This window comes from Dickeya fangzhongdai (genome assembly GCF_002812485.1).
Lineage (GTDB): Bacteria > Pseudomonadota > Gammaproteobacteria > Enterobacterales > Enterobacteriaceae > Dickeya > Dickeya fangzhongdai.
In genome coordinates, this window is record NZ_CP025003.1 from 3,307,253 (window position 1) to 3,327,491 (window position 20,239).

Annotated in this window: 17 protein-coding genes; 1 reads left to right on the forward strand and 16 read right to left on the reverse strand. The window is 57.7% G+C overall.

Going from position 1 to position 20,239, the window contains the following annotated elements; all coding sequences use genetic code 11:
- Nucleotide 1 precedes the first annotated feature (1 nt).
- The 9 genes from hypB to CVE23_RS14685 all read right to left on the reverse strand — a co-directional run bounded on the left by hypB (nucleotide 2) and on the right by CVE23_RS14685 (nucleotide 9,809).
- On the reverse strand, nucleotides 2-1,150 hold the full coding sequence (gene hypB, locus CVE23_RS14645) for a hydrogenase nickel incorporation protein HypB (RefSeq protein ID WP_100849816.1): 1,149 nt from the start codon (nucleotides 1,148-1,150) through the stop codon (nucleotides 2-4).
- Nucleotides 1,151-1,216: 66 nt separating this feature from the next.
- Nucleotides 1,217-1,558 (reverse strand): hydrogenase maturation nickel metallochaperone HypA, encoded by a 342-nt coding sequence (gene hypA / locus CVE23_RS14650; protein WP_038667526.1) that lies wholly within the window; start codon nucleotides 1,556-1,558, stop codon nucleotides 1,217-1,219.
- A gap of 4 nt (nucleotides 1,559-1,562) precedes the next feature.
- Nucleotides 1,563-2,060 carry a hydrogenase-2 assembly chaperone gene (gene hybE, locus CVE23_RS14655; protein WP_167389575.1) on the reverse strand — a complete coding sequence of 166 codons (498 nt, stop codon included), beginning with the start codon at nucleotides 2,058-2,060 and terminating at the stop codon, nucleotides 1,563-1,565.
- A gap of 46 nt (nucleotides 2,061-2,106) precedes the next feature.
- Nucleotides 2,107-2,607: a HyaD/HybD family hydrogenase maturation endopeptidase gene (locus CVE23_RS14660; protein WP_100849818.1), complete on the reverse strand. Its 501-nt coding sequence runs from the start codon at nucleotides 2,605-2,607 to the stop codon at nucleotides 2,107-2,109.
- Entirely contained in the window at nucleotides 2,607-4,313 is a 1,707-nt protein-coding gene (hybC, locus tag CVE23_RS14665) for a hydrogenase 2 large subunit (protein WP_038667520.1), read from the reverse strand. The genes CVE23_RS14660 and hybC overlap by 1 nt, the downstream gene beginning before the upstream one ends.
- On the reverse strand, nucleotides 4,291-5,490 hold the full coding sequence (gene hybB, locus CVE23_RS14670; protein WP_100849819.1) for a Ni/Fe-hydrogenase cytochrome b subunit: 1,200 nt from the start codon (nucleotides 5,488-5,490) through the stop codon (nucleotides 4,291-4,293). The genes hybC and hybB overlap by 23 nt, the downstream gene beginning before the upstream one ends.
- Nucleotides 5,477-6,493, reverse strand: coding sequence for a hydrogenase 2 operon protein HybA (hybA, locus tag CVE23_RS14675; RefSeq protein ID WP_100849820.1), 1,017 nt, complete (start codon nucleotides 6,491-6,493; stop codon nucleotides 5,477-5,479). Before hybA ends, hybB begins: the two co-directional genes overlap by 14 nt.
- A 3-nt stretch (nucleotides 6,494-6,496) precedes the next feature.
- Complete coding sequence (gene hybO / locus CVE23_RS14680) at nucleotides 6,497-7,624, reverse strand: hydrogenase 2 small subunit (RefSeq protein ID WP_100849821.1); 1,128 nt, start codon at nucleotides 7,622-7,624, stop codon at nucleotides 6,497-6,499.
- Nucleotides 7,625-8,216: 592 nt separating this feature from the next.
- A complete protein-coding gene (locus tag CVE23_RS14685) occupies nucleotides 8,217-9,809 on the reverse strand; it encodes an ABC-F family ATPase (RefSeq protein ID WP_038919636.1) in 1,593 nt (530 codons plus the stop codon).
- Nucleotides 9,810-10,021: 212 nt separating this feature from the next.
- On the opposite strand from CVE23_RS14685, the gene CVE23_RS14690 reads away from it, so the two are divergent.
- Nucleotides 10,022-10,903 (forward strand): PhzF family phenazine biosynthesis protein, encoded by an 882-nt coding sequence (locus CVE23_RS14690; RefSeq protein WP_100849822.1) that lies wholly within the window; start codon nucleotides 10,022-10,024, stop codon nucleotides 10,901-10,903.
- A gap of 393 nt (nucleotides 10,904-11,296) precedes the next feature.
- On the opposite strand, the gene CVE23_RS14695 is transcribed toward CVE23_RS14690, so the two are convergent.
- From CVE23_RS14695 to nuoI, 7 genes are all read right to left on the reverse strand, one after another.
- Nucleotides 11,297-13,477, reverse strand: a complete 2,181-nt coding sequence (locus CVE23_RS14695; protein ID WP_082170922.1) for a multicopper oxidase family protein — start codon at nucleotides 13,475-13,477, stop codon at nucleotides 11,297-11,299.
- A gap of 406 nt (nucleotides 13,478-13,883) precedes the next feature.
- The gene (gene nuoN, locus CVE23_RS14700) at nucleotides 13,884-15,341 is read right to left on the reverse strand and encodes an NADH-quinone oxidoreductase subunit NuoN (RefSeq protein ID WP_038667504.1); all 1,458 of its coding nucleotides are present in this window, start codon (nucleotides 15,339-15,341) and stop codon (nucleotides 13,884-13,886) included.
- Nucleotides 15,342-15,347: 6 nt separating this feature from the next.
- Nucleotides 15,348-16,883 (reverse strand): NADH-quinone oxidoreductase subunit M, encoded by a 1,536-nt coding sequence (gene nuoM / locus CVE23_RS14705; RefSeq protein WP_038919639.1) that lies wholly within the window; start codon nucleotides 16,881-16,883, stop codon nucleotides 15,348-15,350.
- Between the two features lie 96 nt (nucleotides 16,884-16,979).
- Nucleotides 16,980-18,830 (reverse strand): NADH-quinone oxidoreductase subunit L, encoded by a 1,851-nt coding sequence (gene nuoL, locus CVE23_RS14710; RefSeq protein WP_100849823.1) that lies wholly within the window; start codon nucleotides 18,828-18,830, stop codon nucleotides 16,980-16,982.
- Nucleotides 18,827-19,129, reverse strand: coding sequence for an NADH-quinone oxidoreductase subunit NuoK (nuoK, locus tag CVE23_RS14715; protein ID WP_012769142.1), 303 nt, complete (start codon nucleotides 19,127-19,129; stop codon nucleotides 18,827-18,829). Before nuoK ends, nuoL begins: the two co-directional genes overlap by 4 nt.
- On the reverse strand, nucleotides 19,126-19,677 hold the full coding sequence (gene nuoJ / locus CVE23_RS14720; RefSeq protein ID WP_022634183.1) for an NADH-quinone oxidoreductase subunit J: 552 nt from the start codon (nucleotides 19,675-19,677) through the stop codon (nucleotides 19,126-19,128). The genes nuoK and nuoJ overlap by 4 nt, the downstream gene beginning before the upstream one ends.
- A gap of 10 nt (nucleotides 19,678-19,687) precedes the next feature.
- Nucleotides 19,688-20,230: an NADH-quinone oxidoreductase subunit NuoI gene (gene nuoI / locus CVE23_RS14725; RefSeq protein WP_013318702.1), complete on the reverse strand. Its 543-nt coding sequence runs from the start codon at nucleotides 20,228-20,230 to the stop codon at nucleotides 19,688-19,690.
- Nucleotides 20,231-20,239: the final 9 nt, after the last annotated feature.

A 20,239-nucleotide genomic window follows, 5' to 3' on the forward strand; every position in this document is an offset into this window, starting at 1 on the left:
ATTAGGCTCCTGATAACAGCGACGGTTGTGAGGGCGTTTTCGCCAACTCGGTTCCCAGCAACTGTGCTTCCAGCCAGGCCAGCCACGCTTCCATCCCCTCGCCGGTGCGGGCGGACAGCGCAATCACCTCGATGTGCGGATTGACGCGGCGCGCATTGGCGACACAGGCTTCCAGATCAAAATCCAGATACGGCAGCAGGTCGATCTTGTTGATGATCATCAACGAAGCGGCGGCAAACATATGCGGGTATTTGAGCGGCTTGTCTTCCCCTTCGGTCACCGACAGCACCGCTATCTTGTGACGTTCGCCCAGATCGAAACCGGCCGGACACACCAGATTGCCGACGTTCTCGATAAACAGCAGGCTGTGCGCCGGCAGTTGCAGCCGATGCATGGCGTCATGCACCATTTGCGCATCCAGATGGCAGCCTTTGCCGGTGTTGACCTGAATCGCCGGGACGCCGGTAGCACGGATACGCTCGGCGTCGTTGGTGGTCTGCTGGTCGCCTTCAATCACCGCGCACGGCACCTGTTCACGCAGCAAATGCAGCGTGCTGGTCAACAACGTGGTTTTACCGGAGCCGGGGCTGGACACCAGATTCAACGCCAGAATCCGATCGGCGTCGAAATGCTCGCGGTTGTGCGCCGCCAGTTGATTGTTTTTGCTCAGCACATCCATCTCGATCTGCAACAGGCGCTGCTGACCAATGCCCGGCGCATGGGTGCCGGCCGCCCCTTGCCCATAGTGCAGATGCTGCTCTTGTTCCACCGGTTGAAAGCGCGCTTCCGGCTGGGCGTGTTCATGATGAGCATGCGAGTGCTCATCATGAGAGTGTGAGTGATCATGCGCACGACGCAACGCCAGCGGGCGTGACGCGCCGTGATAATGGTGATGCACATCGCCGTGGTGATAGTAGTAGTGGTGATGATGAATGATCACGCCAGGCGCGACCGACGCATCGTCATGGTGATGGTCATGTTCATGGTGATGCCCATCGTGATGGTGTTCATGGGGATGCGAGTGGACATGGTCATGACTGTGGCTATGTTCGTGGTGGTGATCGTGCGTATGGGGATGGTCGTGTGAATGGGTCGGCTCATCGCCTTCGATTCGACGCTCTCCCTCGCCACAACCGCATGTGGTACACATTGATACGACTCCTCCGGTCAACCAGACCGTTTTTTACTGATTGCACGCCGGCATGGCGACGGCGTGTTATTCAATCGCCAGTTGCTTCAGTTGCAGGCTGTCGCCGCTCTCGACCCGCAGGCTATGACTGCCGCAATGCGGGCAGCCGCTGTCGTGGTCGGCTACCTCTACCGCCTGACTACACTGCCAGCACCAGGCCTGCGCCGGGCGCACCGCCAGATGCAACTGGCAGCCTTCCGCCAGCGTTTGACGACAAACCGATTCAAAACAGAACCGCAACGCGCTCTCTTCGATGCAGGACAGCGCGCCGATCTCCAGCCAGACGCCGGTCACCCGCCGGGCACCATGCTGACGCGCCTGCTGCTCAATCAACTCCAGCGCGTTGTAGCACATGGAAATTTCATGCATGCCGCTAACTCCGGTAACGACTGAACAGCACGCGACGGCTGAGGTTTGCGGGAGCGTCGGCGTCGCGCACCGGCAACGACAGCGCCATACACGCGCTTTGCTGCGCCAGTTGCAGCGCCTGCTCGGCGCCAAGCGCCGAGTCCAGCGGCGACATCAGCGAGCAGGACAGGTACTGCCGCCCGTCGTCACTCTCGCTGACGACAAACTTTACGCTGCCGCAGGGCAGCTCCAGCGCCAGCCGGGTGGAAAGCACGCGCCGGGGCCACTGCTGTCCTGGTCCCGGCAACACCAGCAGGCTGAGCATCCACGGCGTCAACAGGCAGCCGAACCACTGCTGTTCAAACAGGGTAAACCCACAGGCCCGCACCGGAATGCCATCGCGATAAAACGGCAACAGCCGCATCCGCTCTTGCGCGATACGGCTGAACTCAGCCTCCAGCCAGGCCACCGGACTCTGATCATGCCCCGCAATCCAGTCCGATTCTTTGCGCTCACCGGGTATTGCAGGCGGATTATTACTGCCGTCGAGTGCCGACGCGGAAAAAATGTCAGTCACCACACACCTCCTGCGCGCTCTTCTCAGTTACCGCAACGCCGCTCTGGCGCAGCGCGGCGATGATGCGCTGCAACGCTGGTTCCAGCGCGCGGGTAACGGTATCGGACAGGCCGATGCCGGAATCGAGCGCTTCCGGCTCCACCCCCACCAGCGTTAGCTGGCGGGGAAACTCGCCGGTCAGTTGCAGCGCCATCAGCACATCGGCCAGCCCCAACTGGTGCGGGGAGATCTTGCGGGTAAACAGCGCCGGCACGTCACTGTCGCGCAGCACCGTCACACTGCCCGGCGCCTGACCGGTGAGCACGGCGTCGGCCACGATCAGGTGATCGCGCCCGGCCATGCATTCCATCAGTTCCATGCCGCAGGTGCCGCCGTCCACCACCTCAATGGCGGGCGTGCAGTCGAACCGCTGCTCCAGCCGTTCCACCAGCCGCACCCCAACCCCTTCGTCACTCAGCAGGATATTGCCGATCCCCAGCACCAGTATGTTCATCACAGCACCTTCACCCGAGTCACTTCATTGCCGTTGACGGTATCCACTACATGCACCGCGCAGGACATGCACGGGTCGAAGGAGTGGATGGTACGCACTACTTCCAGCGGCTTGTGCGGGTCGGCCACCGGCGTGCCCACCAGCGACTGCTCGTACGGGCCGGGCTTGTCGTCGCCGTTGCGCGGGCAGGAGGTCCAGGTGGACGGCACTACCGCCTGATAATTGGTGATCTTGCCGTTTTTGAACACGATCCAATGCGACAGCATGCCGCGCGGCATCTCCCCGAAGCCCACGCCGTGAAATTCGGTGTCCGGCGATAGATCCGGTTTGATGAAGGTCTGGTGATCGCCTTTGCCGATGTTGTCGACCAGCGCCTGCCACTGCTGCGCCAACGTATCTTTCAGCACGCAGCAGTGCACGGTACGGCCAATCACCCGGCCCAGCGTGGAGTGCAGGTGTTTCTCTTCCAGTTGATGGCCGCTGAGCGCTTTATAAGCGGCTTTTACCTGATCGAAATGCACCAGCGTGTCTTTATGCTTCGCGGCCAGACCGCACAGCAGCCAGGCCAGCGGCCCTACTTCTACGGTTTTGCCGTAGAAAGTCGGCGATTTTACCCACGAGTACTTGCCGTCTTCATGCCAGCCGGTGTAGTTAGGACGGGTCAACCCTTCCCACGGCGCCAGCGGCTGATCGTCCTGATACCAGGCGTGCTTGCCGCTCTCGCGGATGCCGTCGATCAGGAACTTGTCACTGTGGCTGGTGATCGGTCGGTAGCGCGACAGGTCGCTGTTTTCGATATACCCGCCCGCCAGCAGGAAACTGCCGTTTTTGTTGTCGGTCGGCAGTTCCGGCACGCTCAGGTAGTGATCGGCGCCGCGTCCCAGCGTCAGCCACTGCGGGTAGTGAGCGGCAATCACCGCGCAGTCCACCTTGTAGACCTGCTCGATAAAATCGCCCAGCCGATCGATAAAGCTTTTCACGTACATCAGCCGTTCCAGGTTGAGCACGCTCGGCGCGTCCAGATTGATCGGGTTCGCCACGCCGCCGACCGCCAGATTCTGGATGTGCGGCGATTTTCCGCCCAGAATCGCCACGATACGGTTGGCGTCGCGCTGGCATTCCAGCGCCTGCAGATAGTGGGCGACGGCGATCAGGTTTACTTCCGGCGGCAGCGACATCGCCGGGTGGCCCCAGTAGCCGTTGGCGAAAATCCCCAACTGGCCGCTGGCTACCAGATCTTTGAGTTTCTGCTGCACTTTGGTGAACTCGGCGGCGGTATTCAGCGGCCAGTCGGACAGCCCTTTGAGCAGCGCCGCCGCTTTCTGCGGATCGGCTTTCAGCGCCGAGGTCACATCCACCCAGTCGAGCGCCGACAGTTGATAGAAATGCACGATATGATCGTGGATGCTGTGCGCCGCCAGAATCAGGTTACGGATGTACTGGGCGTTGACCGGCACGTTCAGACCGAGCGCGTTCTCCACCGCGCGCACCGAGGCGATGGCGTGCACCGTGGTGCACACGCCGCAGATACGCTGCACGATCATCCAGGCATCGCGCGGGTCGCGCCCTTTGACGATCTCTTCCATACCGCGCCACATGGTGCCGGATGACCAGGCTTTGGTGACCTTGCCGTTTTCAATTTCGCAATCAATGCGCAGATGCCCTTCGATACGGGTAATGGGATCAATGGTGATGCGTTGGCTCATGCTTTACCTCAGCCTGATGATGCGTATGTTCGCCTTTCAGCGCGGGCAGTACCGGCAGCAGGCGGATTAACAAGATGTAGGCGCAGACCTCAATGGCGACGAAGCCAATGGAAATCAGGATCTCCTGCGCTTTGGGGAAGTAGTGGTAGCCGTTGCCCGGATTGAACGCCAGCAGCGAGTAACTCAGTCGCCACAGGGCTGCGCCGAACAACATGCTGAGCGCGCTGACGAACAGCCAGCGGGCGTCATGACGGCAACGTTTCAGCCGCAGAAGAACCAGCGGCAGCAGCATCAGACCGGCTTCGCACCAGAACATGACCGAAAACCGGTCGCCGGCGAACAGCAGCGCGGTTTTCTGGTGCCAGACGATCTCGCCGAAGCGCAGCACCACAAACAGCAGCACCAGCACGTGGGCCAGCCCGGTCAGCTTGCGAAACAACGCCTGTTCGTCCGGCCCGCGCCCTTTCAGCCCGGCCTGCACCAGCGAGCCTTCGAAAATCACAATCGAGAAGCCCATGATGAACGCGGTCAGCAGCGACAACAGCGGCAGCAGTTCATAGCTCTGCCACAGCGGATGCACCTTATAGCCGGCGGCGATCATCAACGACCCCATCGACGACTGGTGCATGGTAGGCAGCAGCGCTCCCAGCGCAATGATGAAAAACATCACCTTATTGAGCCGTTTCAGCGACACTTTCCAGCCGAAGCGTTCCAGCACCACCGGCGCGAACTCCAGCGCCATCACCCCGATGTAGATGGTCATGCACACCGCGGTTTCGAACAGCACCGAGTTGGTATTGAAGTAGCCGGGAATGTAAAAGTACGGCAGGTTCCAGTAACGCCCAACGTCGATGGTGATCGACAACCCGCCCAGCGAATAGCCGAACAGGCTGGCGAGCAGCGCCGGGCGCACCAGCGGGTGGTATTCGCCGCGATTGAACACGTACACCGCCCAGGCCAGCGCCCAGCCGCCGCAGGCTAAACCGGTGCCGACCAGCAGGTCGAAGGCGATCCAGATCCCCCACGGGTAGCCGCCGTTCAGATCCGCCACCGAGCCGATCCCCAGAAACAGACGTTTCACGATCAGGATCGCGCAAATCGCCACCAGCGGAGCCAGCAGCATTACGGGCCAGCTCACCAGCCGCCCGCCCAACGGACTTGCTTTATGCGCCGTCATGAGGTTTCTCCTGTGAATCGTGCGTCTCTTCCCGCTCGGCGCGGGTATTGCGATGCACCAGCACCGACAACCCGGCCAGCACCGCCAGCGGCAGCACCATCCCCTTGTACAAGGTATGCTGGATGTGCTCCGAACGCGCGCCGGTAGACAGCGAATCCAGCGTCGGCATCTCCAGGTTCTGGTACGGCACCCCGGCCAGCACCAGCACCTGCGTGCCGCCCGCTTCGTTCTCGCCATACACATAACGCTCGTAAGTCGGCACGGTGTGCAGGTAGGCGTCTTTACTACTCAGCGTCTGGCGCGGATAGGCGTACTCGTCGCCCGGCTTGAGCGCCAGCCGACGTTTCGCCTCATCCAGCAACTGCTCGCGGGTGCCGTAAATCACCGCGCCGGTCGGACAAACCTCTACGCACCCCGGCATGCCGCCCTTATCAAGCCGCGCCAGTTCCGGCTGGTTGCACAGCTCGCATTTGTGCAGCTTGCCGAGCGGGTTTTCATAGTCGTACTTCGGCACATTGAACGGACAGGCCACCATGCAGTAACGGCAGCCGGTACAGACGCTGGCGTCGTAATGCACCACGCCGGTTTTCGGGTCTTTCTTCAGCGCCGAAACCGGGCACACCGACACGCAGTTGGGGTCGACGCAGTGCATGCACTGCTTCTTGATGTAGGCGTAGCCGTCTTGTACCTGATCCTTGTTTTTGCCGTCGCCGCTGCGCCATACCTGAATGATGTTGTTGGTATAGGGACTGAGCTTGTCGTTGTTGGACCAGGTCGCCGCGCCGCCGCTGTAGACCGAGCTATCCGGCTTATAGTCCAGCTTATTGACCTGCTGGCATTTGCTCACGCACGCCTGACAGCCCACACACAGCGTGGAGTCGTACAGCATGCCGAGCGAACCGGGAATTGGCGGCCGGTTGGTGGCCGCCGCTTCAGTCGCCAGCGGCGTGCCCGCCAGCAACGCCCCGGCGGAAGCCAGCTTGAAAAAATTGCGTCTGTTCACGGCTTAACCCTCCCGGGATGCGTTGCCGGCGTCCTGCTGTTTTTGCTGACGGCCCAGTTCACGCACCGCCATCAGGCTGACGCCCGCCACCGCCCCCAGCACGCCGCCGATAAGCCCCGTGGCCGTAGCGGAACTGTTGCCGCCTTCCGGGCTGGTGACCGCCGGTTTCTCAACGCGCGGCGTCGGGTTTTCCACGTTGGCCAACTGGAAAATGCCCTTGGTAAACCCGATGCCTTGCTCGTTGCAGCCATAACACGGGTGACCAATCCCCACCGGCCAGATGCCGCCGCCCACGTCGCAAAACTCCAGCGTCGGGCAGTTGCCGTAGGTTTCCGGCCCCTTGCAACCCAGATGGTAGAGGCACCATCCCTGCCGGTGTCCTTCATCGCCAAACTCTTTGGCGAAGCGGCCGGCGTCGAAATGCGGGCGACGCTCGCAGTTTTCGTGGATCAGTCGGGCATAGGCGAAGGTGGGACGGTTCTGGCTGTCGAGCGCCGGCGCGCGCTGATAAGTGATGATGTGCGCCACGGTCGCCAGGAAGTTGTGCGGGTTAGGCGGACAACCGGGAATATTGATAACGGTTTTGCCCGGCAGCACGTCCTGCAAGCTGGCGGCGCCGGTCGGGTTGGAACCGCTGGCCGGCACCCCGCCCCAGGCGGAGCAGGAACCGATGGCGACGATCGCCGCGGCATGCTCGGCGGCGGCGCGGATATGCTCGACGATCGGCTTGCCGGCCACCATGCAGTAGATGCCGCCATCCTTCAGCGGGATGGAGCCATCCACCACCAGTACGTATTTGCCTTTGTACTGCTCGATGGCGCGGTGTTTGTTTTCTTCCGCCTGCTCGCCGAATGCGGCGGAGAGGACTTCGTGGTATTCCAGCGAGATGGTATTCAGCAGCAGGTTTTCAATGGTCGGGTGGGTGGCGCGCAGCAGGGATTCCGTACACCCGGTACATTCCTGCGCGCCAATCCAGATCACCGGCGGACGCTGGGGAGACATCAGTGACTGGGCCATATCTGCGGCGGCGGCCTCTTTCAACCCCATGGTGGCGGCAAGTGCTGCACATAGCTTCATAAAATCACGGCGATTGATGCCGTGATGGGAAAGCATCATATTTTCCCCATTCATTCTTTATTATTCTCCTGTAGCCAGGTCGAAGTAACACATTTACGTGTCGGCATAGAATAATGAGGAGAATAACGTCACCGATTTGATCTCTATCAATCGGCCGGGGAATAACCATTTTATTTGTACGTCTTCTGTGAGGCTCTCCGCGACATTTCTTTTTTAAAAGCACGGCATGTCAGATTAAATGAGAAAATATCTCAATGCGTAACAAACGGATAATTTTTTTGTGATCCACAATAGCTTAATCGATTTAACAGCGACTTATATCAGTTATAATAAAATTATTATCATATTGATTTTAAATGATTTTACCTCAAATTAACTTAAAGATGATTTTATTTTCCCGTCATCCGTTTACATTCATCATCTGCTCATCAGTCAATTCAATTATTTTAGATACTTTACTTTTAAAAGTATGATTGCAGGATAATGTCTCTGCCTAAACGAAAGATAAAAGCGCAGGCTGCGGTTGTTTTTTACCCAGCATTATTTCTCCCTCGCCGCGCCCGATTTCAGTTCGCCGTCTTTTTAACATTTCGGGCAATAAAAAAAGCAGCCGACGAGCGGCTGCTTTTTTCCGAAAGGCAAAACGTTATTGGATTCCGCGGCTGCGCAGATAATCTTCGTAGTTGCCGCTGAAATCGATCACTTTACCCGGAGTGATTTCCACAATGCGGGTCGCCAGCGAGCTGACGAATTCACGGTCGTGAGACACAAACAGCAGCGTGCCCTGATACATCTCCAGCGACATGTTCAGCGACTCGATGGATTCCATATCCAGGTGGTTGGTCGGTTCGTCCATCACCAGAACGTTCGGTTTTTCCATCATCAGCTTACCGAACAGCATCCGACCCTTTTCACCCCCGGACAGCACCTTGACCTTTTTACGGATGTCGTCCTGAGAAAACAGCAGACGCCCCAGCACGCTACGCACCGCCTGTTCGTCGTCATTCTCCTGTTTCCACTGGCTCATCCAGTCAAACACGGTGAGATCGCCATCAAACTCGTACTCGTGATCCTGCGCGTAGTAACCGATACGGACGTTTTCCGACCATTTGGCCATGCCGGATTCCGGCGTCAGTTCACCAACCAGCGTTTTCAGCAGGGTGGATTTGCCGATCCCGTTAGTACCGAGAATCGCCACCTTCTCCCCCACTTCCACCAGCATTTTCAACTGGCTGAACAGCGGACCGTTATCAAAGCCTTTGGTCAGCCCGTCGATTTCCAGCGCGTTACGGAACAGTTTCTTGTCCTGTTCGAAACGGATGAATGGGTTCTGACGGCTGGACGCTTTCACTTCCTCCAGCTGGATTTTATCTATCTGACGGGCGCGGGAAGTCGCCTGACGCGATTTGGACGCGTTGGCGCTAAAGCGGCTGACAAACGACTGCAGTTCGGCAATCTGCGCCTTCTTCTTGGCGTTGTCCGCCAGCAGACGCTCGCGCGCTTGCGTCGCCGCCGTCATGTACTCGTCGTAGTTGCCGGGATAGATACGCAATTCGCCGTAATCCAGGTCCGCCATATGGGTGCAGACCATGTTCAGGAAGTGACGGTCATGGGAAATGATGATCATGGTGCTGTTGCGCTCGTTCAGCACCTGCTCCAGCCAGCGGATGGTATCGATGTCCAGGTTGTTGGTCGGTTCATCCAGCAGCAGAATATCCGGATTGGAAAACAGCGCCTGCGCCAACAAGACACGCAGCTTCCAGCCTGGCGCCACTTCGCTCATCGGCCCGTAATGTTGCTCCAGCGGGATCCCCACGCCCAGCAGCAGTTCGCCGGCGCGCGATTCAGCGCTGTAACCATCCATTTCGCCGTATTTGACTTCCAGATCCGCGACCCGATAGCCATCTTCCTCGCTCATTTCACTCAGCGCATAAATACGGTCGCGTTCTTCTTTGACTTCCCACAGTTCGGCGTGCCCCATGATCACCGTATCCAGCACGCTGTATTGCTCAAACGCGAACTGATCCTGACGCAGTTTGCCGATACGCTCATTCGGGTCGATGGCGACATTGCCTGCGCTCGGCGCCAGATCGCCGCCGAGGATCTTCATGAATGTGGATTTGCCGCAGCCGTTAGCGCCGATCAATCCATAGCGGTTACCGCCGCCAAATTTGACAGAAATGTTTTCAAACAACGGCTTACTGCCGAATTGCATCGTAATATTATTGGTTACCAGCACAGCACTTACTCGATTCGGAATGTGATTTGGCGCGCATTATGCCACAAGCGAAACACAGAATCCCGGCGATTATTGAACGTTTTTTAATCAGGCGCGGATTTGATGCCCGCCGCAGCGACATCAGCGTGCGATCACGCCTGACGACAGACACGACAACATCTTGTTAACCGTACATAATGAGCTCTGCTCCCGATCGCAGAAGGAAAGATCAGATGCCGTCATCACGCCGTTTTAAACAGGTCGATGTGTTCAGCCATCATCCCGCCAAAGGCAATCCGCTGGCCGTCATTCTCGACGCCGACGGCCTCAGCGATGAACAGATGCAGGCCATCGCCCGCTGGACTAATTTGTCGGAAACTACCTTTGTGCTGCCGCCGGACGATCCGCTGGCTGATTATCGGGTGCGTATTTTCACCCCGTCGGCAGAATTGCCGTTCGCCGGGCATCCGACGCTGGGAACCGCGCACGCGTTACTGGAATCCGGCCTGACGCCGCATGTGCCGCATCAGGTGATCCAGCAATGCGGCGTCGGGCTGGTGCCGGTGGCTATCGGCGATAACGGCCAGCTCGCCTTTCGCGCGCCGGACGTCACGATGACTGAGCTCGATCCTCAGTATGACGCGTTGCTCGACAGCGCCATCGGAAGCCATCTGCGTCATCCGAATCATCGTCCCGTCAACGTGCAGATGGGTATCCGCTGGCTGACGGTGCGGATGGAAAGCGCGCGCGCCTGTCTGGAGGCGCGCCCGGACGCCACGCATCTACAACGATTGCAGCAACTCGGACAGACCGACGGCGTAGCGATTTACGGCCCGCATGACCACGCCGGTCCCGCCGATTATGAAGTACGGGCCTTCTTTGTCATGAATGATGCGCTGGTGGAAGATCCGGTAACCGGCAGCGCCAACGCCTGTATTGCCAGAGTGATTCAGCACAGCCCGTTGCCGGAGCAGGCAGACCACACGCTCGGTTATCGGGTACGTCAGGGCACCATGCTGTACCGGGACGGCCGGGTCAATGTTTCCTACATTGACGGCCAGCCGTGGATTGGCGGCCTCAGCAACACCTTGATTAACGGGCATATTACTCTCTAGCACGCGGCTCCGCCCGCTGACAGGCCGCCAGAACGGCGGCCTGTTATTCCTCCGACAATGCCATCGCCTTCAAAATAATGTGACTTTCATCACGAAAAAGTTGAAATAGCGTTCCTTATCTATTATTATCAAAACCGTGATGAACATCACACAAAACCTCAACGACGATAATGGAGACACCACATGAACGCATTCATCAGCTTCTTCAAAAAACTGGGCGACATCTACGTAAGTTACTGCGAACGTATCGGTTCCATCATCAGCCCGTTTTAACATGAGCGCCGTAAACTAAAAGCCGCCCCAATCATCCAGACGAGGCGGCTTTAGTTTTTTCACTCCCTTCCGGCAAATATCCCGCAGTCTTCTTCATTCCTGTATCTGATTTCTTCCTGGTCACTTCGTTGACGATGTTTGGCCCTTTTGCGTTTGCGGCAGCACAATCTCGACATTTTCCATCATCCCCTGATCCTCATGGTCCAGAATGTGGCAATGCAGTACGAATTCGCCGATATAGCGCTGATAGCGAGTTCTCAGCAGTACGCGATAATAGTTTTGCGGCGTACCCGTCAACTGGCCGGGCAACAGGTTGGTTTTGACGAAAATCGTGTCTTTCCACTGCCCTTTCAAGCCGGCGAACTGGCTGTCGCCATCGGCTTCCGTGACACCGGGCAAACTGACGTCACGCCCCTGCGGGTCATAAATCGCGATAATCTGGAACGGATTCACGTGGATATGAAACGGATGGCTGACGCTGTACGAACGCAGCTCCCACTCCTGCGACGCCCATAGCGGCAAAGTCAGGTCAATTCGCTTCGGGTCATAAGCCTGTATGTGTTTCGGCAACCACACACTGTTAACTTTCTCGACGCCAAAATCGTGACCAATAGCGAAGACGTTGTTTGTATTCGGCTGCGTGCCGCCGGCAAAGAAGACGATTTTCTGTTTTGGCTGACCGGCAATCTCTTCATCACTCACATCCCTTGTATGCGGCGCGAACCGGGTGAGATAGATCTGGTTATCGTCACGATTCAGATCGCGAATAACCGCCTGACGCACCTCTTCCGGCATCAGCTTCTGCGCCGAATAGGTCAGTTTCTGCCGTAAGGTAGGCACAACGTCCTGCACGGCAATGCTGTCCGTGCCGGATACGGAAACAAACCCCAGCAAACTGTTGCCCTGAGCCTTACCGGTAATGCTGCCCGTCATGGACTGCTGCGGCTGAATCATGCAATACCCACCCGCCTGCGGAAACATCGCCAGCAGGTCGTAACGGTACCCCGGTTGCAACGTTACCTTATCCGCCGTCAGCGAGTGGGACATGGTTAGGCCATCGGCGGCGACCACCTGGAACGGCACTTTTTCGCCGGAGCAGAGTTCATTAATCAGCGCCCCCACGTCCTGGCGGCGTAAATTGCCCAGATAAGCCTTGCGATGCAATTCGTTAAGACTCTGGCCCGGCTTTATCTTGCGGAACTCCAGATTGATGGTTTCCCGCACGCCAGCGTGAATCAGCCGCCAGCGCTCTACCTGCCCGGCCGTGGCTTTAAAGGTCGGCAACACCACGCCGTTGATGCTGGTCCAGCGGCCGGACGCCTGCCAGGTACCGGGGCCGAACTGATCGTAATCTTCAATTACGCCGGTCTCATTCGGGCGGCAATTCCAGTTGATATTGCCCTGCTTATCCCGCTTCAGCTTGCCGTCCTGCCCCAGACAGGCGTACTGAATCTGTTGAAACAATACCGTGTGCTCGGGAAATGGCTGCTGACTGTCGGGATCGATCAGGAGCGTATCCAGATCGCCGTTCGAGGCTTCGGTAGGTTTGCGGTTGCCATGTACGATAAGTGCCCCTGCCATGCCGCTGGAAACCTGCAACGCGGTGGAACCATGTCGGTGTGAGTGATACCAGAGAGTGCCGGCCGGAATATCCTGCGAGAAGTTGTACTGATATTCGAAACTGTTGCCCGGATTCACCGACAACAGCACATTGTCGCTATTGCCTGCCGGGCTGATCCAGGCGCCGTGGGCATGCAGGTTGGTGCCATTAAAGCAGTGAGGCGGATCGAACAGTTTCGACGACGGCTGTGAATCCTTCGACGCCGTTTGCGCCATGCTGGCATGAGAATGGGCTATCGCGCCACCATTCATCTGATGCGGCTGGCAGCTGCTATCTACCGGCAAATTATTCTTGAGCAGAATACGCACCGTATCGCCGGGCATGACATCAATCTGCGGCGCCACAAACGGCGCCCCAATAACCGGCTGTCTGTCCGTACTGCCGGTGTAGCCCCGTAAATGCACCTTTTGGAAACGGTTTTGCGACGGATCATAAATTTTTCCGTCTACATACCCGACATCCAGTTCATAATATTTTTCTCTGTTTCCCTCCTGTACCCCGCTAAAATGGTTCTGCAATAGCGACCTGACCAGTCGCTGCAAATGCGGCGGATTTTCAAATAGAAAATCAGCCTCTTTATTTTCATCCTGCGTACTTTCATTTACTGCCGGCGGACCATCGGCATGGCTATCAAATACCACTAATGTCATCAGGAAAATAAAAACATCCCGGAATGTCATTCTGTATCCAACCTTGTCACATGTTGCCATCTCATCATCCCCTTGACCTGATAAAACTCATTATTTATTGAATTTAATGGATAAAATAACCAGCCTTCTTTATTAGTCCGACGTGTTGCAGAAGGACTGTAAATAAAAAAAGATCTTGTCATTATTTCCAGACCGAAAACGTCTGGGGAAAGTAAATAGCATGCTCATTTCGGGCAATCAGATATTTTCCTAAACCGGGAAAAGACACTGTATCGATATTTTTCCGTACAGAATGAAACCCGATAACTGATTCAAAAGAAGGGAAATTAGAAATAGAGGCAGGATTTGGATACAGAACCACGAAGGTGAAGGCGATAAACCCGCAATAATAAAAAAGCCGCGATATTCGCGGCTTTCAGTACGGGATACTGAGGGATTACATCAGCGGTTGCGCCAGTTGCACCAGCGAAATCAGCGGCTGCGGATAGAGACCCAGCAGCAGAACCAACACCGACGAAATCAGTACCACAACGCCACCTGCGGTCAACGCCCAGTTATTCGGCGTATCGCGGTTCAGGGTTTGCGGCGCGCTCAGATACAGACTTATCAATACGCGCAGGTAGTAATACAGGCCGATGGCGCTACCTACCACCACTGCCGCGCTCAGCCACCACAGGTGGGCATTCACGCCTACCGCCAGCACGTAGAATTTGCCGAAGAAGCCCAGCGTCATCGGAATACCCGCCAGCGACAGCATCATCACCGTCATCACCGCAGACAGGATCGGCTTATGCCAGAACAGACCGCGGTAAGAGAACAGCGAATCCGCATCCGGCCCCCGATACGGGCTGGACATCAGGCTGACCACGCCAAACGCGCCCAGGCTGCTGAACAGGTAACCAGCCAGATACACGCCGATAGTTTCCAGCGCCAGTTGCTGAGTCTGCACCGCGATCAGCGCCACCAGCAGGTAGCCCAGATGCGCGATGGACGAGTACCCCAGCAGACGCTTGATGTTGCTCTGCGCCACCGCCATCAGGTTACCGAACAGGATCGACGCGAAAGCGATCACACCCAGCGTAGTGCGCACCGATTCGGCGTCCACCAACGGCGCATACAGGAACAAACGCATCACCGCGCCGAAGATAGCGATCTTACTGGCGGTCGCCAGGAAGGTAGACACCGGCGCCGGCGCCCCCTGATACACATCCGGCGTCCACAGGTGGAACGGCACCAGCGACAGCTTGAAGCCCAGCCCGACCAGCATCATACCCAGGCCGACCAACAACAGCGGCGCATGCAACTGGTGGTCGTTCAGGCTCTTGCCAAGGCTGGCGAAGCTCAGGCTGCCGGAATCGGCATACACCAGCGCCATACCGAACAGCAGGAACGAGGACGCGGCGGCGGACAGCAGCATGTATTTGATGGCTGCTTCCAGCGAACGCTTCTGACGGAAGGCATAGCCCACCATACCGAACAGCGGCAGGGAGATCAGTTCGATGCCGATGAAGAACGCCGCCAGATGGTTGGCGCTCGCCAGCAGAATACCGCCCAGTGCGGCAATCAGCACCAGCAGATAGAACTCATCTTTGTTGTCCGGGTAGCCTTCCAGCCACGGGTAGGCGAACGTGCTGGTCGCCAGACTCGCCGCCAGCACCAGGCCGGTATAGAACATCGAAAATCCGTCCACCCGGATCAACGGGGTGACATCGGTCGGCCCAACCTGGCCGACCAGATACAGCGATAACAACGCGATGTTCAGGCCGATGACCGTCAGCGTAGCGTTGACAAAATGGTTGCGTCGCCACGCAATGCACAGCATCACAACCACGACTGTCAATCCAACGATTAACAGTGGCGATATCGCGATTAGTTGTTGAGGAGTTATTGTCATGGCGAATTACAGCCCTGTCGTTGAAATTGTTGAACCCTGAACCGATGACGTAAACCATTGCTGGATATTGGCCATCGCCGCGCTGGACGTATCCAGGATCGGCTGCGGATAAACGCCCAGCAGCACCAGCAACACCACCAGCAGCAGAATAAGCGACAGTTCGCGCGCGCTCATTGCCTGCAAAGGCGTGTCCGATTTGGCGGCGCCGTAGAAAGCGCGCTGCATCATCACCAGCGAATAAACGGAAGCAAACACCAGACCGAAAGTGGAAATCACCGTAATCACCGGCACTACCGGGTAGCTGCCGAACAGAATCATGAATTCGCCGACAAAGTTACCGGTACCCGGCATCCCGAGCGTGGCTACCGCGAAAAACAGCGACAGCGCAGGCAAGTAGCGAATACGCCCCCACAAACCGCCCATCTGACGCAAATCGCGAGTGTGAAGGCGTTCATACAGCTGACCGCAAATGATGAACATACCGGCGGCAGACAGGCCGTGGGCAATCATCTGCACCACCGCGCCCTGATAGGCCAGTTGACTGCCGGAATAGATGGCAATCATCACAAAGCCCATGTGCGACACCGAGGTGTAAGCGATAAGACGTTTGATGTCGGTCTGTTTGAACGCCATCCAGGCGCCGTAGAAGATGCCGATGACACCCAGCCACATGGCGATCGGCGCAAAATCGTGAGAAGCGTTCGGGAACAGCGGCAGGCTGAAACGCAACAGACCGTAGGCGGCGGTTTTCAGCAGAATCCCCGCCAGGTCGACCGAACCGGCGGTCGGCGCCTGACTGTGCGCATCCGGCAACCAGCCATGCAGCGGCACCAGCGGCATTTTCACCGCGAAGGCGATAAAGAAGCCCAGCATCAACGCATATTCCAGACCGTAGGACATCGGCGTTTTCAACAGACGGGAATAATCGAAGGTCCATTCGCCGGTGGCATTATGGTGTACGAACACCAGCGCCAGAATGGCGATCAGCATCACCAGACCGCTGGCCTGCGTATAGATGAAGAACTTGGTCGCCGCCGCGATACGGGTCTTGCCATCAGAGCCTTTGTGTCCCCACAGAGCGATCAGGAAGTACATCGGCACCAGCATCATTTCCCAGAAGAAGAAGAACAGGAACATGTCGATGGACAGGAAGACGCCAATCACACCGCCGAGAATCCACAGCAGGTTGAGATGGAAGAAGCCCTGATAGCGTTGAATCTCACGCCAGGAACAGAGGATCGCCAGCACGCCCAGCAGGCCGGTCAGCACGACCATCAGCAATGACAGTCCGTCCAGCGCCAGGTGAATCGAGATACCAAAGCGCGGTATCCAGTTCAGCACGAACTCCGACTGCCATTGCGGCAGGCCCGTCGGTGTCGCCAGCGAAAAGCCGCCCTGCAGCCACAACTGCAGTGACAGCGCCAGTGTCAGCCCCATGGAGATCAGCGCGATCCAGCGCGGCACGCGAGTGCCAAAACGCTCGAGCTGCCAGCACAGCAGGCCGCCGATAAAGGGGATAAGAATCAGCCAAGGTAGTAGCATGGCGTTTTGTGTCCCTAAATTAAAGAAAACGAAAAACTTGCTGCCTGCGGGGCCACTCATCAGCGAGCGCCCCGCCCCTCTGCATTACCGCATCGCTTAGACCAGCAACAGCAGCGCCAGCACCACCACGGCGCCGACCCCCATTGAGGCGACATACCAGCGCACCTGCCCGTTTTCGCTGACGATCAGCGCACGGTTGCCCCAGCGGGTCAGGATGGCCGGAATGTTCATCAGCGCATTGAGCGGGTCACGCTGCAGCAACGTCGCAATAGCCAGATACGGTTTGACGAAGACCTTGTCATACAGCCAGTCGAATCCCCACGCATGGAACCACCATGTCGAGAAGAAACGGCCCGGCGCGCTGTTGGCGATGCTCGTCACCAACTGACGTTTGCCCAGCCACAGCGCGGCCGCCAGCAGAATACCGGCAATAGCCACCACGCCGGAGGCGATCTCCAGCGTCATGACCTGACCGTGCTCAAGCTCGGTCGTGGCCGGCAGTACGCCGTGCAGCGGCAGCGCAATCTGAGCGCCGACAAAGGTGGACAGCACCAGCAGCACCAGCAACGGCAGGTGATGGGAAATCCCCCTGCCTGCGTGGGCCTTGGTTTTTGCTTCACCGTGGAACACGATAAAAATCATCCGGAAGGTGTACAGCGACGTCATGAACGCCCCCACCAGACCGGCAATCACCAGATTAATGTGACCGTTGGCCCAGGCGCCTGCCAGAATTTCATCCTTACTGAAGAAGCCGGCAGTGACCATCGGCAACGCCGCCAGCGCGGCGCCGCCCACCAGGAAGCAGGCATACACCAGCGGAATGGTTTTACGCAGACCGCCCATCTTGAAGATGTTCTGCTCGTGATGGCAGGCCAGGATCACCGAACCGGACGACAGGAACAGCAGCGCCTTGAAGAACGCATGGGTCATCAGGTGGAAAATAGCGGCGTCCCACGCCTGTACGCCAAGCGCCAGGAACATGTAACCAATCTGACTCATCGTCGAGTAGGCCAGCACGCGTTTGATATCGGTTTGCACCAGCGCGGCGAAACCGGCCAGCAACAGCGTGACGGCGCCCACATTGGCGACCAGATTCAGCACGTCCGGCGCCAGCAGGAACAAGCCGTGGGTACGGGCGATCAGATACACGCCCGCGGTCACCATGGTCGCGGCGTGGATCAACGCGGAAACCGGCGTCGGACCGGCCATCGCATCCGCCAGCCAGGTCTGCAACGGCAACTGTGCCGATTTACCGACCGCACCACCCAACAGCATCAGCGTCGCCCAGGTGATCGCCGGGGAGCCTTCGGCCAGATGCTGCGGCGCCAGTACCATCAGATCGCGGAAGTTCAGCGTCCCCAACTCGCGGTACAGGATAAACAGCGCGAACGCCAGGAACACGTCGCCCACGCGGGTCACGATGAACGCTTTCATCGCCGCGGCGCCGTTGTTCGGGTTGGTGTAGTAGAAACCGATCAGCAGATAACTGCACAGCCCCACCCCTTCCCAACCGAGGTACATCAGCAGCAGGTTGTCCGCCAGCACCAACACCACCATGCTGGCGATAAACAGGTTGGTGTAGGCGAAGAAGCGGGAATAGCCCTCTTCACCGCGCATGTACCAGGAAGCGAACAGGTGGATGAAGAAACCCACGCCGGTCACGACCGACAACATGGTCAGCGACAATCCGTCCAGCGCCAGCGTGACGCCGATGTCGAACTTGCCGACCGTCATCCAGCTCCACAGATGCTGGCTGAAGAAGGTCACCCCACCAGGCTGTTGCTGGCTGAGGAAATCCACCACGGCTCCGCCAGTCACCAGCGCAGCCAACCCAATAGACCCCACCCCGACGGTGGCGGAAACATTTTCCGACCAGCGCCCGCGAGAGAAGGCCAGCAACAGGAATCCGATCAGCGGAAACAGAATTGTTAAGTAGAGTAAGTTCATCCGCGCATCTCACTGACAGTATCAATATTCAGGGTCTGACGGCGACGATACAGCTGCAGCAGCAGCGCCAGGCCAATACTGGCTTCCGCCGCGGCCAGCGTAATAGCCAGGATATACATCACCTGACCATCCGGTTGCCCCCAATAGCTGCCGGCGACCACGAAAGCCAACGCCGCAGCGTTAATCATGATTTCCAGGCAGATCAGCATGAACAGAAGATTGCGGCGAATCACCAGCCCGGTCAGCCCCAGCACGAAGAGGATGGCCGCCAGCAGCAAGCCATGTTGTAGCGGAATCATGCGCGTTCCTCCGTTATTTTCTTGTCGGCATCCTGATCTTTGGCAATCAGCTCTCCGCGCTTGTCTTCACGGCCGATGTGGAAAGCCACCACCAGACCCGCCAGCAGCAGCATCGACGCCAGCTCCACCGCCAGCACATACGGCCCGAACAGGCTGATGCCGACCGCTTTGGCATCCACGATATTGCCCGCGATGTTCTGACCGGTGACGCTAAGAATCCCTTTGACGATAACCGCCAGCAGAATCAGGGACAGCACGCCCGGCCCTACCCATACGCTGGGTTTCAGCCACAGTTTTTCCTGCTCATCCACCGAGTTGCCGAGGTTCAGCATCATCACCACGAAGACGAACAACACCATGATGGCGCCGGCGTAAACGATTATCTCCAGCGCCCCGGCGAAATACGCCCCCAGCGAGAAGAACACACCGGCCACCGCCAGTAACGAAACAATCAGATAAAGTAATGCATGTACTGGATTGGTATGGGTAATGACACGCAATGTTGCCAGTACCGCAATAATCGCAGTCGCATAAAAAGCGAATTCCATGCTTGGCTCCTTAGGGCAGCAGGCCTTTAACGTCAATGGGTTTGGCTTCGTTTTCGGCTTCGCCCTTCTCTTTCCCATCAACAGCCATACCGGCCATCCGGTAGAAGTTGTATTCCGGATATTTACCCGGCCCCGAGATCAGCAGATCGTCTTTTTCGTACACCAGATCCTGACGCTTGAACTCACCCATTTCGAAATCGGGAGTCAGCTGAATAGCCGTGGTGGGGCAGGCCTCCTCGCACATGCCGCAGAAAATGCAGCGGGAGAAGTTGATGCGGAAAAACTCCGGATACCAGCGGCCATCCTTCATTTCCGCCTTCTGCAGGGAGATACACCCTACCGGGCAAGCCACGGCGCACAGGTTGCAGGCTACGCAACGCTCCTGTCCGTCCGGATCGCGGGTCAGCACAATGCGGCCGCGAAAACGCGGCGGCGGATTCACCGGCTCTTCCGGATACATTTTGGTTTCACGCTTTTTAAACGCGTTGGAACCCACCATGCAGATACTGCGTACCTGGGTGCCGAAACCAATCAAAAGTTCTTTCAGTGTCATGGTTTATTC

Bases quoted from the DNA above. Each gene is read 5' to 3' on its own strand.
- nuoK (WP_012769142.1), bottom strand. From the start codon at position 19,129: ATGATTCCGCTACAACATGGCTTGCTGCTGGCGGCCATCCTCTTCGTG.
- hybC (WP_038667520.1), bottom strand. From the start codon at position 4,313: ATGAGCCAACGCATCACCATTGATCCCATTACCCGTATCGAAGGGCAT.
- nuoI (WP_013318702.1), bottom strand. From the start codon at position 20,230: ATGACACTGAAAGAACTTTTGATTGGTTTCGGCACCCAGGTACGCAGT.
- nuoM (WP_038919639.1), bottom strand. From the start codon at position 16,883: ATGCTACTACCTTGGCTGATTCTTATCCCCTTTATCGGCGGCCTGCTG.
- hypB (WP_100849816.1), bottom strand. From the start codon at position 1,150: ATGTGTACCACATGCGGTTGTGGCGAGGGAGAGCGTCGAATCGAAGGC.
- hybO (WP_100849821.1), bottom strand. From the start codon at position 7,624: ATGAATGGGGAAAATATGATGCTTTCCCATCACGGCATCAATCGCCGT.
- CVE23_RS14690 (WP_100849822.1), top strand. From the start codon at position 10,022: ATGCCGTCATCACGCCGTTTTAAACAGGTCGATGTGTTCAGCCATCAT.
- nuoN (WP_038667504.1), bottom strand. From the start codon at position 15,341: ATGACAATAACTCCTCAACAACTAATCGCGATATCGCCACTGTTAATC.
- CVE23_RS14660 (WP_100849818.1), bottom strand. From the start codon at position 2,607: ATGAACATACTGGTGCTGGGGATCGGCAATATCCTGCTGAGTGACGAA.
- CVE23_RS14695 (WP_082170922.1), bottom strand. From the start codon at position 13,477: ATGACATTCCGGGATGTTTTTATTTTCCTGATGACATTAGTGGTATTT.
- nuoL (WP_100849823.1), bottom strand. From the start codon at position 18,830: ATGAACTTACTCTACTTAACAATTCTGTTTCCGCTGATCGGATTCCTG.
- nuoJ (WP_022634183.1), bottom strand. From the start codon at position 19,677: ATGGAATTCGCTTTTTATGCGACTGCGATTATTGCGGTACTGGCAACA.
- hypA (WP_038667526.1), bottom strand. From the start codon at position 1,558: ATGCATGAAATTTCCATGTGCTACAACGCGCTGGAGTTGATTGAGCAG.
- hybB (WP_100849819.1), bottom strand. From the start codon at position 5,490: ATGACGGCGCATAAAGCAAGTCCGTTGGGCGGGCGGCTGGTGAGCTGG.